At 43.8% G+C, this 17,821-nt stretch carries 7 protein-coding genes; 1 reads left to right on the top strand and 6 read right to left on the bottom strand.

Features of this window, described 5'->3' with window-relative positions:
- Positions 1–114 precede the first annotated feature (114 nt).
- From NST94_RS08565 to NST94_RS08545, 5 genes are all read right to left on the bottom strand, one after another.
- Entirely contained in the window at positions 115–1,032 is a 918-nt protein-coding gene (locus NST94_RS08565) for an AraC family transcriptional regulator (protein ID WP_339282136.1), read from the bottom strand.
- A gap of 167 nt (positions 1,033–1,199) precedes the next feature.
- Positions 1,200–3,254, bottom strand: a complete 2,055-nt coding sequence (locus tag NST94_RS08560; RefSeq protein ID WP_339281877.1) for a methyl-accepting chemotaxis protein — start codon at positions 3,252–3,254, stop codon at positions 1,200–1,202.
- A 97-nt stretch (positions 3,255–3,351) separates the two neighbouring features.
- Complete coding sequence (locus NST94_RS08555; RefSeq protein ID WP_036684372.1) at positions 3,352–4,194, bottom strand: sugar ABC transporter permease; 843 nt, start codon at positions 4,192–4,194, stop codon at positions 3,352–3,354.
- The gene (locus NST94_RS08550; protein ID WP_036684375.1) at positions 4,191–5,504 is read right to left on the bottom strand and encodes a sugar ABC transporter permease; all 1,314 of its coding nucleotides are present in this window, start codon (positions 5,502–5,504) and stop codon (positions 4,191–4,193) included. Before NST94_RS08550 ends, NST94_RS08555 begins: the two co-directional genes overlap by 4 nt.
- A 107-nt stretch (positions 5,505–5,611) precedes the next feature.
- Positions 5,612–6,943 carry a maltose ABC transporter substrate-binding protein gene (locus tag NST94_RS08545; RefSeq protein ID WP_076126469.1) on the bottom strand — a complete coding sequence of 444 codons (1,332 nt, stop codon included), beginning with the start codon at positions 6,941–6,943 and terminating at the stop codon, positions 5,612–5,614.
- A gap of 819 nt (positions 6,944–7,762) precedes the next feature.
- On the opposite strand from NST94_RS08545, the gene NST94_RS08540 reads away from it, so the two are divergent.
- Positions 7,763–9,508, top strand: coding sequence for an alpha-glycosidase (locus tag NST94_RS08540; RefSeq protein ID WP_076303876.1), 1,746 nt, complete (start codon positions 7,763–7,765; stop codon positions 9,506–9,508).
- 163 nt (positions 9,509–9,671) lie between these two features.
- On the opposite strand, the gene NST94_RS08535 is transcribed toward NST94_RS08540, so the two are convergent.
- Positions 9,672–17,402, bottom strand: coding sequence for a pullulanase (locus NST94_RS08535; RefSeq protein WP_339281876.1), 7,731 nt, complete (start codon positions 17,400–17,402; stop codon positions 9,672–9,674).
- Between the last annotated feature and the right edge of the window lie 419 nt (positions 17,403–17,821).

Below are 17,821 nucleotides of genomic sequence, written 5' to 3'. Positions count from 1 at the left end.
ATCATCCTCCGGTAATGAATTGGTTGTTCCTGTCCATTGTAGCAAGGGACCTTAGGAAAGCGTAACCAATATCATGACCTCTTTTGAAAGAAGGTGTCAAAAATCCTAACCTATCTACTGAAAATCATGCTCTTCATAACTCCAGGCGTGACGCTCAATGGAATTGCGGAATTCTACAGGCGTGCAATCGGCGTATTTTTTAAAAAGAAGATGAAAATATTGCCTGCTGCTAATTCCTACGTAATCTGCAATTTCAGCAATCGGGATGTCGCTCTGCCCAAGCAGCATCTTCGCTTTCTCCATTCGCAGCATATTCAAGTAATCGCTGAGCGTCCGACCCGTATGGCTCTTAAAAATTCGATGCAAATATCCGGGATGCAGATTAACTGCGGCAGCGATGTCCTTAACCTGAATGTTCTGGTCATAGTTCTGATGCAGGAATTCAATGCTCCGGCGCACATAAAGCTGCGAGTGCTGTTGGCTGGTATGAAGCTGCTCTTGCCGAAGTCTGGATAACCGCAACAGAAGCTCACAAAATAATAAATCAACCATACTTCCACCCTTTCCGCCGCTTTGATCAAGCTCTAACACAAGTCCCTTTAGAACATGATAGATTTCCTCCGGATCAGGCATTACTAAACTGGAAAAAGGAAGCTGCAGCATTTCTGCGAGCGCCGTTTCTTTACGGGCTAGCTTGCCAACAGAGGGTGCAACCCCTCTATATTCCATGAAGCCAAATTCCACATTTAGCATCCGACAAGGTGCCCCCTCTTCAACAATCAGCCTATGCGGAACATTCGCGTCTAGGATGATCAATTCTCCCCGCTTCAGCCGAACTCTCTCTTCTCCTCCTGAGCTTGGACGGACATCCACGATACAACTTCCTGAGATCAAATACATGATTTCCGTTGAATTATGCTGATGGTAAGACATATTGTAGTTATTCCACTGTTTATAATAGTAAGCAAAAAAATGAGGACTATAATCTCCCTCGATTAAAACCTGCTGAAAAAGACTCCCGCTGGGGCTCAGATTTAAGTTCGTCAATGGATCACTACTTTCTTCATTTATTACTTAATACAAGTGTATCTCTTTAGCCACTTCGAAGACAAGATAACGTCCGATAGCAATCAAATCAACAAAAACGAGCAACTCTCCATTATATTGGAAAATTGCCCGTCTCTATTAGAATAATATTGTCATACTTGAAAAGAAACCAAAGAGTGCTTAAGATCGGCTGCCAAGCCCTCCAGCTTTTCCGATAGGGCAACCAATTCCTCACTAACCGTGAATTGCTGAGATGACATAGAAGCTACCTCCTCCGTCGAAGCAGTGGTTTGCTGGACGATGGAGCTTACGCTGGCCATGGATTCACCGAGTTGACGCTGGAACTCAATCAGTTCGAGGACAGAAGCAGAAGATTCACTAATATGTTTCATGAAATGTTCCATTTCCTCTTTGACACTCGCGAATATCGTTGACGACTCTCTTACAGAAGAGATTTGTTCACGGAACTTAGGAGCGGCTTCATTGATATCCTTAACGGTGTTCTCGATATGTAGACCAATCTCTTCCGTGATCTTGGAGACCGATTGAATCGATTCATTCGACTGGTTAGCGAGCTGCCTGATTTCATCAGCAATCACTATGAACCCTCTACCTGCCGCACCTGCTCTAACTGCTTCTATGGTAGCATTTAGTGCCAAAATATTGGTCTGCTTATTCACAGCAATCATAGGGCTGAGTATACTGCGAATTAAATGAGTGCTTTCTCTGAGCTTAGTAGAATTATCTTGAATTCGATTGATCACCTCTACCGTAGACTCACTCTGCTCTACCAGCAGCTTCATCAGCTCTGTACCTTGATTGCTAACCTCAATGACCCGTTCTGCTGAATGGTCCATCACTGTATTTATTTCCGTCACTTCACTCATTTTGTTGCCGATAATCTCAACATTGTGATAACTGCGTTCGGCTTCAACAGCGAGGCTGGCTGACCCCGCTGCAATCTCACCGGTAGCGGTCGCAACCTCTCTGGCATGGAGGGAGATTGTACTTGATGCTTGTACTAATTGTTCCGAAGTAAGGAGGACCTCATCTGCCGAATTCCCGCTCTGCCTTGCAAGTAAGGAGATCTGCTCCATCATTTTGTTGAAGCTTTGACCCAAGCGGCCAATCTCATCTTTGCCCTTGAAATTGGTTCGTACCTGTAGGTTCCCACGCTCTCCTTCCTCCATCAAGATTGCCAGCTTACCCAGCGGGCGCCCTACCAATCGAACAAGAATATAACCAATTAGTAGTGCTATTAAGGCTGCCGCCAGCACCACAGAAAATGTGATATATAAAAGCTTGTCCGCAGACTTAGTAAAATCACTGACAGGAGCATACCCCATAAGCATCCACTTGGCAGTCGCCAGGGGCTGGTATACAACAAGCTGAGAACTTCCGTTCTCATCCTCCGCTGTAAATGAATGATTTTGCTCTTTCCCTTGTTCTTCTGAAACTTTTATGTAAGAGGGTTGACCCAGCTTGGCATGATCCGCACCATACACAATGCTGCCATCCGCACTCAAGATACGAATTTCACCGGTCATCCCAATCTGAAGGTTAGACAGCATTTCAGTCATGGCCTTCCCTTTCACTTCGATTAGCATGTAATACTCCGCTTCGGGATGTAAAAGATTACGTAGCAATCTCCCCATAGTTAAGGATGGCTCAGTATAAGCATCAAAAAAGCCTTTCTCACGAACGGGAAACCAGACTGGCTCTCCTTTAGCTGCGGCAATTTGCTCTAATCTTGCGGAAATGCCTTCATCACTACGAATCCCACTTATACCGGTAGATTTATAAGATTCTGATTCTACCAAGCTCTTGGATACCAGCCTGACGCCATACATCCGCTCATCAGACCCTTTTACCAAGTCCAGCTTTCTGCGAATCCGATCTTCAGCCCCCGCTTTGGCCACAGTTGTAAGCTCGCCACTATTTATTTTTTCTAAATCACCCTTTAACACAGAGTCGAGTGCAAACTGCCTTGATAGTGCCTCATACTCTGCCAGCACAAAATCCAGCTTGTCCGCTGCCTGAACTACAGATTGTGTGGAGGCTGCAGCAACCTCATTCGTAATGATATTTTTAGCGGCAAAATAGGAAGTCAATCCTAGCACGGAGGATAAGAGAACTATAGAACTAAATAAAATAACGAACAGTTTAACTCCAACAGATTTAAAATATAGAGTCCAGGACTTTTTCATTAAGTTCACTCCCCATGACGAAATAAGGGTACAGCCCTCCATTTCTGTATAAAGGCTGTACCCTGATCATTTATTAGCATGAAGCGAGCGAATGGGTTTACCCCTTACTAGCTCCTGCTGTCAAGCCATCTACTAGCAGACGTTGCAAGAATACAAACAAAATCATAATTGGAATGGAGATCAAAACCGCACCCGCAGAGAACAAGGTAAAGTTAGTGTTTTGATTGGTGTTAACCATATCCCACATCCCCACTGCGACTGTCCAGTTCTCCTTAGTCCGCAGAATGAGTCTCGCAAAAATGAAGTCCACCCATGGTCCAACAAACTGAGTCAGCGCCATATATGTGATCATAGGACGTGACAAAGGTAAGATGATTCGCATAAATATTCCGAAATTGCTCGCCCCGTCAATACGAGCGGCCTCATCCAAGGAACGAGGAATCGTATCGAGGAACCCTTTGGCGATAAAGGTCCCCCCCAGCGGCGCCCCAGCCGCATAAACGATAATTAACGCAATATGTGTATCCAGCAAATTAAACTCTTTAAGCAGCATATAAATAGCGATCATACTCATAAAACCAGGGAACATACCAAGAATCAATACGGTGGATAACGCTGTTTTACGCGCTTTAAACCGGAATCTGGAAACGGCATAACTGGTTAACAAAGTAAGAACTACCCCGATAAGCATCGAGAACACAGCTATTTTCAAGGTATTGGCATACCAAGTCCCAAACATATAGCTGGGTGATGTGAACAATTCTCTGTAATGTGATAAAGTGAATTGCTCGGGAATAAACGTTTTGCTGTACAATGATTTACCAGGTCGGAAAGAAGCTAAAAGAATCCAAAGGGCAGGATAGAGTGCAGCTATCGACAAAGCAATCAAGATAATATAACTACCTGCTAAGCGAATAATGTTCGCGACTTTTCTGCTCATTGGATCATATCCTCCTCTTTAAATGACTTTGTCCGGCGGTAATTGTACAGGGAGAATGAAGCGACAATGATAAAGATAATAATCCCTATTGCCGAAGCCATGTTGTTTTTATTCTGATCTAGCGTTAATTTGTATAACCAGGTTACTAGCAAGTCCGTAGAACCGGCGTATTGATAGTCACCATTTACCGGACTACCACCAGTTAATAGGAAGATCGCGTTAAAGTTATTGATGTTACCTGCAAACTGCGTGATCAAGGTTGGTGCTGTAGAGAACAATACCATCGGCAACGTTACGATACGGAACTTCTGATAACCCGAGGCTCCATCCACCTCAGCAGCTTCATACATATCCCGTGGGATAGTAGTCAGAACGCCCATGATAAGCAGCATAGAAACAGGAATACCTACCCACATATTAACGATAATTACGGTAACCTTAGCCCAGAATGGGTCAGTCAGCCACGGTAATCCATCCAATCCAAAATACCCCATGTATTGATTGATAGGCCCGAATTGACCGTTAAATAAGTTGCGCATGAGCAGAAGCGAGATTAACTGTGGCACCGCGTAAGGCACAATCAGAATTACCCTCCACATTCCTTTGAAGCGAATGCCCTTCTGACTCACCAGCAAAGCGACCAACAGTCCTCCGAAGTATGTAGTAATGGTTGAAAGAACTGCCCATATAATTGTCCATGTTAATACACCATAAAAAGTGTGGCTCCATGTCTTAAGGACCAATAAATTACGAAAGGTCTGAAATCCAACCCAGTCCACCAATTTGGCGGGTGGAAGATGATCAGGTGCGGAATAGTTCGTAAAGGCCAACAGGATCATGAAGATAATTGGCATAATCGTAAAGAATAGAACACCAATGCCCGGCAAGACTAGAAACGCTTGAGCAAACTTGTAATCCAGGATATAACGAACACTTTGTTTAAAAGTGTTTGCCTGAAGACCGTTATCACGTTTTTCTCCAATCTTGTAAGCATCTCTGATATTCAAATACCACGCGATAATCAATAGAATAAGAATAAGGATGGTGATCAAGCTTTGGATCATGATATAAATCGAGTGATCACCGGTAACCATCTTGGCGATCCCCTTCACTTTAACCAGACGACTCGGATTCTCTCCTAGTGTTACGATGCCCCATAAAGAGTTGGCAAGGTTCTCAATAAAATAAAAAACGGCTACAGCTTCTACGGCTAAATATAATATTCCTTTAACGAATTGGCGGTTATATATTTGTCCCAATCCCATAAAAATCGTCGACAGTATTGCGGCCCTCGTGCGATGTCGTTGCATTTCGCTTCCGTTCTCCTCTCCGAGTGAAAATAAGAAGCTGCCAGCCGCTAAACATGCGGCGGGCAGCTTGATTCACTGTATGCTGTTAAGACAGTGAATTATGATCCTTATTGGGATGCACTGTTATTCAAATCTTTGATTTGTTGTACAGCTTTGTCCATTGCTGCTTTTGGATCCCCATTTTTATCCCAAATTTCTGGAAGGGCAGCATTTACTGGGCTCCATACGTTACCCATTTCAGGAATAGAAGGCATCGGTTGGGAGTTCTTAGCTTGTTCTGCAAAAACAGAGACATATGGATCGCTAGAGATCTGTGGATCAAGAAGCGCCTCGTTGTTTGTAGGAACCGAACCAATCGTTTTGTTCAGTAACAGCTGAGCGTCTTTGCTTGAAGCAAAATTCGCATACAATTTAGCAGCATTCGGATATTGAGTAAACGAGTTAACTGCGAAAATTTTAATACCAGAGAATGTAATTGCTGTTTTGCCATTCACTGTAGGGATTGGAGCAATACCAAGGTTGTCACCAAGAGCTTCTTTGTATCCTCCAAGCTCCCATGGACCTGTGATATCCATAGCTACATCACCAGAGTTGAACAAGCTGCGTTTGATATCACTGTTGATATCACCACTCTTAATTGGCAATGCTTCCTTCAGTTTCACAAATTCTTTAAGTCCTGCAATTGCGCCATCGTTAGCAAGACCGATATCATCTTTATCCGTACCATCCTTACCGAAGAGGTATCCGCCATCGGAAGCGATAAACATGTAGTTGAAGTACAAGTTTCCTACTTCCCACATAATCCCATATCTATTTTTCGATTTATCCGTGAATGTTTTGCTGAATGCAAGAACATCATCAAATGATTTAGGTGCTTCTTTAACAAGCGATTTATTGTAGAACAATGCATAAGTTTCTGCTGCTCTTGGGTAACCATACAATTCGCCTTCGTACGAAGATCCGATAATCGAAGCTTCAGTATTGTTAGCTTTTGTTTCTTCACCGAAGACATCGTTAGGAAGAACCAAGCTCGCGCTTGCCGCTTTACCTAAGTTATCGTGAGGGATAAGAATAACGTCTGCCGCTAATCCTGAAGGACCATCTTGAGTAAGTTTAGTTACTTGATCTGGTGGTGCCAATTCTTCAACCTTGACTGGAACGTTATATTTTGCTGTGAACTGTTTAGCAATCTCATCTGCAAAAGGTCTTTCTTCTTTACTTTCCCATACCACTAGAGTTGCGCCATCTTCAGGTACAATTTCATCTGTTGCTGCTGCATCTGTGCTCTCTGGCGCTGCAGTCTCTGTAGTAGCATTATTAGTAGCTTTTGCTGCGTTGTTGCCCCCGTTATTCGTACTGTTGTTGTTGGAACCGCATGCTGTAACGGACAGAGCCATTGAGAAAGCTGCGGTGATAACCATCATTTTTTTCAATTTCATTACTTTAACCCCTCCCAATTTTTAAAAACGTAAGATGGAAAATAGTAGTGCTGCAATCTGCGCAAACGATTTCAGAAAGGCTAAAAAAAAAGTTCTTCTTTTAGCTTGCTCCTTCTGTATCTGCATTTCACAGGTAAGAAAGCGCTTCATTCATGAGTACATCATACAACAGTAACGATTGTTTTTAAAAACGTTTGCATATACTGTATTGGGTCATTTTCCATTATTTGATATACATTATAGGCATATATCTCCATTTTTCACATGATATCTTTTAATTAGTCGATAATTCATGTGTTTATTATTGGAATATCTATTTTATTTGCCCCTAATATGCCACATTTTCTCTATTTCAAGAGATTTCTCATAAATTGCCCTTCACAATGCTCGTTTCTTTTAGTGAAATTTAGTGCAATGGTTTGAACAAGAGTATTGAAAGCCCTTTTATTCCATGCTATAATCCAAAACGTTAAGAGGCTGTCCAGCATGAAGCACAACATCCCTTGTCTGCCTCCTGTTCTATATAATTAAAAGGCAATGTTACTTATCAAAGGTACAACCTCGGGCAAGCTACTTCGCGGTGGTTGTGCCTCTTTGTTATGTGCTACTCTGCTACTGATTTAGTGCATGTTGCATAAAAAACTGTGCAACCAATAACAATAGCGACATTCTACATTCCACGCGCTCTGTGGAGTATCGTCCGGGAATAGTTTATGCTTTCGAGGAAGTAACGCTAACAAAACTTAGCGTATGCTTTCGATGCGGTTTTGCCGAAGTATCCGAGGAAGTAGCGCTAACAAAACTTTAGGAGGATTTATCATGTTACTGGAAGCAGTGTATCATCGTCCGCGGTTAAATTGGTCTTATGCCTATAATGAAAGTACGATCCACCTGCGTCTACGCGCTAAAAAAGGAGATTTAACCGAAGTGTTCGCCTTTGCTGGAGATAAATATGCTTGGGATACCACAAAAGAGCTAATTCCCATGACCCTCTTCACCTCCGATGCTATGTTTGACTATTGGGAATGTGCTTCAGTACCTCTCTACCGCCGCTTGAAATACGGTTTCTTACTTCAAAAAGATAACGAACGAATTTGGATGACCGAAAGTGACTTTCAAACGGTGCGGCCGGAAAACCCAAACAAGCTGTTCGAATTCCCTTTCATTAACCGCGTTGACGTATTCGCTCCGCCTGCCTGGGTAAAGGACGCTGTTTTTTATCAGATCTTCCCAGAACGCTTTGCAAATGGTGACCCGAGCCTTGATCCGGAAAATGTTCAGCCATGGGGCTCCGAACCAACACCAACCAATTTTTTTGGCGGCGACCTGCAAGGGGTTATTGATCATTTAGATCATCTTAACGAGCTTGGGATCACTGCTATTTATTTCACACCTATCTTTGATGCAACTACTAATCATAAATACGATACAGAAGACTATATGAAAGTCGATCCGCATTTTGGAGATATTGAGACTTTAAAAAAGCTCGTCGATAGCTGCCATAAACGTGGGATTCGTGTCCTGCTAGATGCCGTATTCAATCATTCTGGCAGAACCTTTGCCCCTTTTGTGGATGTTCAAGAAAAAGGAGAGGCTTCCGCCTTTAAAGATTGGTTCCATATTCGCAAGTTTCCGCTTCAGATTGAAAACGGTGTCCCTACTTATGACACCTTTGCTTTTGAACCGCTAATGCCAAAGCTAAACACAGAACACCCTGAAGTTAAACAATACTTACTGAAAGTCGCAGAATACTGGATCAAAGAAGTCGGGATCGATGGCTGGCGTCTGGACGTTGCCAATGAAGTGGATCATGATTTCTGGCGGGAATTCCGCAAGGTGGTTAAACGTGCTAATCCTGAGGCCTACATATTGGGGGAAATCTGGCATGAATCTGCACCTTGGCTAGAAGGCGATAAATTTGATGCCGTTATGAACTATCCTTTCACTGACGCCGTCCTTGACTTCTTTGTGAATGGCACTCTTGATGCTGAAGGATTCGCCAATTCCATTGGTAAACAGTTATCACGCTACCCGCTGCAGGCTAGTGAAGTTGCTTTTAATCTGCTGGATAGCCACGATACTCCACGACTGCTTACGCTGGCTGCTGGAGACAAAAACAAGATGCGATTAGCGGCACTGTTCCAATTCACCTTTATGGGCACTCCCTGCATCTATTACGGTGACGAGATCGGCATGGACGGTGAAGGTGACCCTGGTTGCCGCAAATGCATGGAGTGGAACCCTGAAAAGCAGGATCGAGAGCTCTTCGAGTTCTATCGTCAGCTTATTAAAATACGCAATGACCACCCTGCTCTCCGCACAGGTACATTTACCTTCCTTGAGGCAGGACAACAAGGCAGCAAGCTAGCTTATGAGCGCCGGCTGGATCTGCAGACGATTGTGGTACTAATCAACAGTGAAGAGACCGCTCAGACCTTCCGTATTGACGTAGACGAGCGGGATTGGGAGAACTTGTTTACAGGCGAAACACTGCGCACAGAACGCAGCAAGCTGATCGTGAAGATGCCAGCCTATGGATTCGCTATACTAAAGGCAATCATCTAAAAGACTTCTTTTCTTCCCACTGCTCAGCCATACAGCATAACAAAACAGGGTATCTCGCAAGCGATAATCGCTTCGGGATACCCTGTTTTCTTTTGGAGCATACTAAAATGCTAACCGCTGCTCAAACTAAGGGGTGCCAGAATTCAGCACACCTTAGTTTAGCCTACTTGCTCAGCAGCGTATAAATAACCTGTGCGCTTTCTGCGCGGGTCATCCATGCTTTTGGAGCGAATCGATTGTTCTCTCGGCCTTGCAGGAGTCCTAAGTCTGCTGCAGTCTTCACATAGGCTTCCGCCCACTTGCTAATACTTGAAGCGTCAGTAAATGCCGTAGAGGCTGCTAAAGGTTCAAGCTTCTTACCAGACTTCACTTCAAGTGCGCGGATCGCCATAACAGCCATTTCCTCACGGGTAATTGATGCATTTGGCGCAAAAATATTATTACTCCGTCCACTAACAATACCCAGCTTAGTAGCTGTGGCTACATATGAGGCATACCATGCATCTGACCTGATGTCAGTAAACAGGACCTGCCCTTCCGCTTTTAAGCCAAGTGCACGTACTAGTAGTGCTGTAAATTCCGCACGGCTAACATTACTTTTCGGATCAAACTCAGAGGTAGTGACCCCTGACACAATTTGTTTGGCGGCAAGTGATTGAATCGCCTTAAATGCCCAATAGGTTGCAGGAACATCTTTGAACGACTTATCGATTTCAAGCACAGCATACTTACTGAAATGTGTGACTTGTGCCGTGATCACATCTCCATTCAGCTGTCCTCCCACGTACTCTAACCCGCCATTATCACTTAAATAATAGATTCCGATTAAGTCCTTGTTGAATTGCCCTTTAATCTTGAATGAGATCGTAATCGGCTCATCGAACTGCTTAATTACAATCCGAGTACCGTCTTTCATCAGCACGCTAAGTCTGAATTCAAATACATCGGAAAGAGAGCTAACATGAGCACTGTCTTTGATTAAACCGTCTACTATGGCTTTCGCAGCAGACTGCGCCAGTGGGTTCAGTTCAAGCAAGATTTGGGCACCTACCCCATCAATACTTGAAGCTAAACTTGGCATTGTACTTAAAAGCTGGCTAGGGATAGTAACTAACAGATCTCCCATTTTAAACACAAGATCATTAGTTCCTAGTATTTGTGCAGCTTGTAAAGGTAAGCGTACCGCTGTCTTACCGGCAGCAACATCAATTTGCACCTTGCCGTCTTTACCATTCTTCAAGCTATCCTCATTCACAACCTGAGTATCCGCTGGCGGCGTAGGGCTAGGGTTAACAACAACTCCAGAGGTTGGTGCCGCTGTGGCTTCTGGCGTTGGTGTTGGTGTCACCTCAGGCGACGGTGTTACTTCTGGTGTCGGCGTCGACGTTGGTGTCGGCGTTGGCGTTGGCGTCGACGTTGGTGTCGGCGTTGGCGTTGGCGTCGACGTTGGTGTCGGCGTTGGCGTTGACGATGGTGTCGGCGTCGGCGTTGGTGTCGGCGTTGGTGTCGGTATAACATCCGATACTTCCGCCAAAATAACCGTGCCTCCATCATCTCTGCCTGGCAAATCAATATTTACCTTTTGATCTTCGGAAACCATGTATGTTTTACCGCTGTATTCATCGGTTACCGATGAATTGGCAGCAAACGGTACTGGAATCGTTACAGAATTCCCACTAGTTTTAGTATTGATTACCGTCACTACGTTCTCATCTTCATAAGATTTGTTGAAAGCTAAATAACCTGAATCATCTGAACCTGCGAGCTTCGTGCGCGCACCTTTGGAATACACTTTGGAGTACTTCGCACGGATATTCAACAGCTTTTGATAATGGTCATGTAGTGGCTTCTCTGCCGTCAATTGATCCCAAGGCATATCCTTACGGTTCTCACTGAATTGACCTTCAGACATATTTCCAGCATTGCTTCCGGAATTCCCCAGTTCTTCTCCGTAGTATATTACCGGCTGTCCTTTGGCGGTAATTTGCAGAGCTGCAGCAATCTTCAGCTTGCCTTTATCGCCTCCCACATAATCAGACAAGAAACCATTCTCATCGTGACTGCTCAGGAATTGAGCCATTATCTTCGTATTATCGATCTTTAATTCACGTTCCTGCAGATAAGCATCCACACTGTTTACCTTACCATTTGCAAAATCTCTGGCTGCATCTTTAAATCCAAAATCAAGCAGACCATCCATCTGGCTAGTTTCGAGCATTCCACCATTGTTATCAATGGTTCCACCGAAGTATTCGCCGGTCATTTTGAAGTTTGGATCAATCGCTGTCAGTGCATTTTTAAAGGCTTTCCAAGTCGTATCGTCCACGTGCTTGACTGTATCCACACGGAAATAATCAATCGTGTCTCCACGTTCCGTACGTGCGTTGTCTAACCAGCCTGTTTGCCAAGCGATAATTTTTTCACGAACGGCTGGATCTTCCGTCTTGAAATCTGGCAGGAAAGCAAGCTCACCCTTAATTGGATCTGTATCTGCGGATACACCATCCGTGCGCAGCATCCCTTCGAAACGTGCTTTATCCTCAGCTGTAATTGTCGGATAAGTATCCTCAGCTTTCAGACCGTAACCCGTATGATTGAGTACAACGTCAACCATGATCTTGATCCCTTTGTCATGCGCCTTTTCGATTAGCTCCTTGAAGGTTGCCATATCGCCAAGATGCTCGTCGAGCTTGGTAAAATCTTTTGCCCAATACCCATGGTATCCATATTGTTCGCTGCCAAAGTCAACGCCTTTGTTAAAATCAATATTATCTACGATTGGCGTGATCCATAACGTGTTAATTCCTAGCTCTTGCAAATAATCGAGATTGTCGATCATCCCCCGGAAATCTCCACCATGATAAGCTTCCAGATGATCTTTATTTACATTCTCATTATTCGTTGGGTCACCGTCTTTAAACCGGTCTGTAAGCGCGAAATAAATCCGGGCCTCATCCCAATCAAAATCCAGCTTATCCCCTGTATAGGTTCTTGCTTTTACCTCAAGTGTAGCCTTTTCCTTATGTGCATTGCCGTATTGGTCTACGAGCGTAATCGGAATATCCTTGATGCCCGCTGACACCGTGTCTTTCACAGCAACCGTTTGTTTCAAGAGTTCCGTATCCAGCTTAACTTTGCTAGGTCCTCCAAGATTGGTTAAATCCATATATGCTTCAGAGTAAGTTACTTCTTCCGAAGAGGAAGCGTTGATGCTTACAACAGCATTCTGATTGGATGTGACTGCCTCTGGACTTACGGATGTCGTAATCGTAACGACAGGTTGATGATAATCAATAACAGATTCATCATTCACCGTATTCTTTGGATCTGTAATTTCGGTAGTGACGCCGTCTTTAGTAATCAAGAAAGTATATTTATACATACCTTCTTTTAAATCAGCCAGTGTATAAGTGAACCACTCGTTAGCCGGATCATAGATCATTGGATACGAAGTGCCGTTCACTTTTACTTTAGCAGCTGTTATTGCGTCCATATTTCCATTACGGAACAAAGCGTCGTCGCGGTATCTGAAAGTAATCGTTCCATCTTTTAAAATAGGGCCGCTAATACTTGGTTTGATATCAAGCTCTTTAACCATACTGGTTACATACACTTTAGTGAACGGTTCACCAGGGGTCAACGGTATGACACGATCGTCCGGGTAGTCTTGTTTTCCCGTGTTCCAATCCGTACCTTTGCGCAGGACAAATCCAACGCTTGTTGCATTCTCCGCAACCTCAATCAGAACGCTCGCTGTGCCATTCTTAAAGGTTGTGAAATCAATCTGGTCATTTTTAGCTCCAGTGTTCCAAACCCAGATATTCCAATCCTTATAGTCCTTATCGCTACGGGTATAAGTGAATTGAACATATCGTTTGTCAGTAACTTTAACGGTGACGGTTGTGGAAACACCCTCATAAGAGATAGTAAGGGTTGCCGTTCCTAGCCCAACCGCTTTGACTAGACCTTTATCAGTTACTGTAGCCACTTCAGGTTTATTGGAAAGGTAAGTAGCCTTCTTAGTAACATTACTTCTGCTATTGTCATCATATTTCGCAAAAACAGCGGTTTGATGCGTATTTCCTGCTGCCAGCGTGTAGCTTGCACTATCTGTTTCCAAAGAGGTCAGCGTAACTGGTGCAGCTTCCTTTTGAATAATCACAGCCGTCAAAGGCTCTAATGTAATTAAATTTGCTGTCAAAATAAAACCTGTCTGCTGCGCAGCCGGTATCGCTGTAACACCAGCTTCATCGTTGTCCACAAGAACTTGACCACCCGTCAAATCCTCAGATAAGGTCAGCTTTCTAGTTGTGCTGTCACCATTCATGAAGACATAATAGATGCCAGTACCATCTGTTGCTTTGTTGGAATAACCGATGACAAGATCGTTATCCTTCATTTCTGGAGCAGGGATCAGGTTAATGTTAGAGTCAACCAAATCCTTATCGCCCAATCGGAAGGCATCCGTTGATTTTCTCAGCTCCATCAGACCCGACGTATATTTTCTTGTCGTGTTCTGTACCGGGAACTTAGATTCATCCGTTGCTTTGGTCCAATCAAACATGTTAACTGCATCCGATGAATCGTAAGAATCATGAATGAAATAGCCAAACGATTGGTTGTTATTGTCGAACATCTCTGTGAATTTATCCTCAGGATCCGTTGTGCCCTTCCACTGCTTAGTCCGCCCATATTCCTGACCGGCATGGATAAAGGCTGTACCTTGAGAAGTTAATACGAGCATATTTCCTAATCTGATCCGCTGCTGAATTTCAAGCTCATTCTCAGCAATATCCGGATCCTTCTTGATCGATTGTGCTATGACATCATGAAGTGTCAGATTATCATGAGCTTCGATGTATGGGACGATATCACCCGGATCATCTGCTGGTGTATTCGAAGGTTGAGCTTTAATATTGTCCAGGATTGTAGCGATCGGACGTGCTCCACCGGTAATAAATCTAGGCTGACCTTCGGAACCATAACCAGACTTCAATTCATTACGGAATTCATCGGAGAAAACACCGACACTATCCGTTTTGTCCATCCAATCCTGATCTGCACCTTGCCCAGCGAGAGAAGGATCAGCCGCAGCGCCGCCGAATGTTCTCCAGCCTTCACCAATAAAGAGTGCCTTCGGATTCACTGCTGCCGCGGCATCATAAGCATGCTGAACAGCATCAGCTGTCGCATCGCCCATCATATCCCAGCGCATTCCATCAATCTTATACTCTTCAAACCAGTATTTTACCGAATCAACCATCAGCTTCTCAGCCATTTTATGGTTGGTGGCTAAATTGTTGCCGAACCCCCCGATAAAGTTACCGTTTGCATCTTGGAAGGCATAATAATTAGGTACGATGTCGTTTAAAAATTCTTTTTTAGCCATGTGAGTATACACTACGTCCAGAACGACACCCATTCCAGCTTCATGCACGGCATCAATCAAACCTTTTAATTCTTTAATCCGCTCTTCTGGATCGGCAGGATTCTGTGAATAAGCCCCGTCCGGAGAGAAATAGCTATGAGGATCATACCCCCAGTTGTATTCATTGTTTTTTGCTGAATAATCTGGCTCTCTAGTCCCCATCTTCGTCTCATCCCCGTAATACCAAGCCATCACAGGAAGCAACTGAACATGCGTTACACCAAGAGATTTAATATAATCAAGTTTCTTTTCAAAAGCGCTATAAGAACCCCATCTTTCCCCACTCAGACTATCCTCGATCGATACATCCGATGTAAAATCTCTCACGTGGACTTCGTAGATGATGGCGTCCTCACGTTTTTCGTAGCCTTTTATATCAGCATACCCAAAGGTATCAGGGTTCGTCTGGCTTAAATCAACGATAGCCGCTTTGCCCACTGTATCCCCGCCGGCACCAGCAGCACCTGTGGTATCCACAGTGAATATCGCCATTGATTTAGCATAAGGATCAAGGACCTTATGGGTTACACCGTCATTCGTTACTTCGTATTGATAAAAGAAGCCCCTTACATCTGTTGCCGCTGTGCCTGTCAAATCAGCTGGCTTCAGCTGGACTGACCAAACCCCTTGCTCGCCGAGTGTTAAAGCAACACTACCCACTTGCACGTTAGAGTCATTCTTATCGTAAAGATTTACAACGACTCCGCTTGCTTTAGGTGCCCATAATTTCAATGTGGCTGTTTTGTCAGCATTATACGTAGCTCCAAGATCGTCTCCTGTATAATTGTACATTTCATCAAGCATTCTCCAGCCACTTGCGGCGGAGACTGTTTTACCTGAATAGGTAACGCTAAGCGGAACTTTTTCCAAATCAAAAGCTTCTGTATCCACTTCGATTGAAGTTTTGCTTGTAAGGGTTACAGCAGTAATCGGGACTGCAGCACCCTCTTTATCCTTAACTGTAATTGCTGACTTTAAGGCTGCTGGATCCAAACCGTCAGTCAGTGTGAAGCCGAGAAGGATTTTGCTCGTCGACAACACCTCTGCGGATACTAAGCCAATTGGTGTCTCTCCAAACGGAGAAACATAAACATTGTTGTCTCCTTCTTTAACCCATAGCTGATTGTATCGATCCAGCAGGCTAAAGGTTTTATTGTCACCGTCCTTATCACCGTTCGAAGGTTTCATCACAATAAAGCCAATTTTCTTCGCGTTCTCAATAAGCGGAACATCAACATATGCACCATAACGATCTGTTTGATCTGCCACAAAAGGAGTGGCACCAGACGGCCAATTTTCGGATTGGGCTACGACGTCATCCCACAGCCACAGTCCGTATTGATCATGATTTGTATCAGCTCTGGTATAGTGAATTCGCACTGTATTAGGAGCAAGTGCAACTGGTTCATACGGTGTTACATCATTTGACCCTTGCTTGATCCAAATTTCATTCGTCTCAGGCGTGTTAATGGCAAAGAGTTTATCGCCTTCATCCTTAGCCTGAGTGACTCGGTTTACCACAAGGAACGAAATTTTCTTGGCCCCATCCTTCACTGGCACGTCAACATAAGCACCATATGAATCGATTTGCCCTTCAGGAAATGGAGTTGCACCTGTTGGCCAATTTGCGGAAGGGGATTGAACATCATCCCATGTCCATAATCCCTGATTTTCATAGTCACCAGCTGTCCGATTGTAGTGAATACGGATGTGTCCAGCCGGAACAGGGGTAACCTCAACAGGTTCAGAAGGAATTTTATATTCAGCTGTCACACTGCCATCCAGTGGATTAAATTTAAAGGTAACCGGCAGATCGGAAGGAAGACTCAGATTATTAGCAGTTTCGGGATACAATTGATCCCCGGCTTCACCGTCTCCTGGAACAGAAACTTGGTAGGTGTAATCTCCCTTAGGAAGGGTAGCCACCGTACTATAAACATCATCAAAATCAGGATCAGATAATGTGGTAAGTGCTTCTGCCGGCAGGTTTCCTGTCAATCTTGGTAGTTTAGCGGAAGCAATCGGTGTGTAATACGTGGAATCGGCTATTTTATGAGTTAAGTCATTATAATAAAAGGTCACGGCAGTCTCTGTTTCCAGCTTGATATGAATATTCTCCCCATCATTGCTCCCCTGAGGATTGGTGTAACTTGTGAATCCATAGTTCTCATCCCATAAATCATTTAGAGTAACCTTGTAGTTATATTCTCCTGCCGGCAATGTGCCTGTAAAAGAATATAGGCCATTATCTGAATAGGTCATTTGGGTAACTACCGATGTCTCATCCCAATCCTTACCCGGCGTTTCCGCATCTGTCGATGTAAATTTAGACTGCAGATCCCCGACCAACACAACCTTCGTCGTTGCTGCTGTAACATTAACAGGATGTAGTCCAAGACCAGAGAACACGAGAGCAATGATCATAAAGATCGCAAATGCCCTCTTCCCCCATAAACTTATTTTCATTTTTGAAAAACCTCCCATAATTATGAATTCCCTTTTTGCAAGCGGATACATGATTTCACAAACCCCACCAATTTATGAGATTATAAATCATGCGAATTCCTTCTGAAGGTGAAGAAGGTCTATATGTAGGGCTCGTCAAGCCAATTCAACGCTGTCACCATCCTTCTATCAAAGTAAAAGCTTGATACATCATGTCGAAATTAGTGCAATCGTTTGCAAAAAGCTATGCACAAACACTAGTCCATAAAACCCGATCGTTAGTGCAACTGATTACAACCTAAAAATACCCAATGAAAACGCTTGCTGTATTTTGATTTACATACTAATGCCGAATTTACGGTATTGTCAACCAGTATTTTCTAAAATAAAAGCTCAATTTAAAGCCGCAATAAAAACGAGACTTGTTCTTCCCTTCCTTT

Source organism: Paenibacillus sp. FSL H8-0282, from assembly GCF_037963825.1.
Taxonomy (GTDB): domain Bacteria; phylum Bacillota; class Bacilli; order Paenibacillales; family Paenibacillaceae; genus Paenibacillus_AQ; species Paenibacillus_AQ odorifer.
This window is presented reverse-complemented; position numbering and strand designations above follow the sequence as displayed.

What these genes read in the sequence shown, in the direction of transcription:
- NST94_RS08560 (WP_339281877.1), bottom strand. Translation starts at nt 3,254, where the DNA reads ATGAAAAAGTCCTGGACTCTATATTTTAAATCTGTTGGAGTTAAACTG.
- NST94_RS08540 (WP_076303876.1), top strand. Translation starts at nt 7,763, where the DNA reads ATGTTACTGGAAGCAGTGTATCATCGTCCGCGGTTAAATTGGTCTTAT.
- NST94_RS08545 (WP_076126469.1), bottom strand. Translation starts at nt 6,943, where the DNA reads ATGAAATTGAAAAAAATGATGGTTATCACCGCAGCTTTCTCAATGGCT.
- NST94_RS08535 (WP_339281876.1), bottom strand. Translation starts at nt 17,402, where the DNA reads ATGAAAATAAGTTTATGGGGGAAGAGGGCATTTGCGATCTTTATGATC.
- NST94_RS08550 (WP_036684375.1), bottom strand. Translation starts at nt 5,504, where the DNA reads ATGCAACGACATCGCACGAGGGCCGCAATACTGTCGACGATTTTTATG.
- NST94_RS08555 (WP_036684372.1), bottom strand. Translation starts at nt 4,194, where the DNA reads ATGAGCAGAAAAGTCGCGAACATTATTCGCTTAGCAGGTAGTTATATT.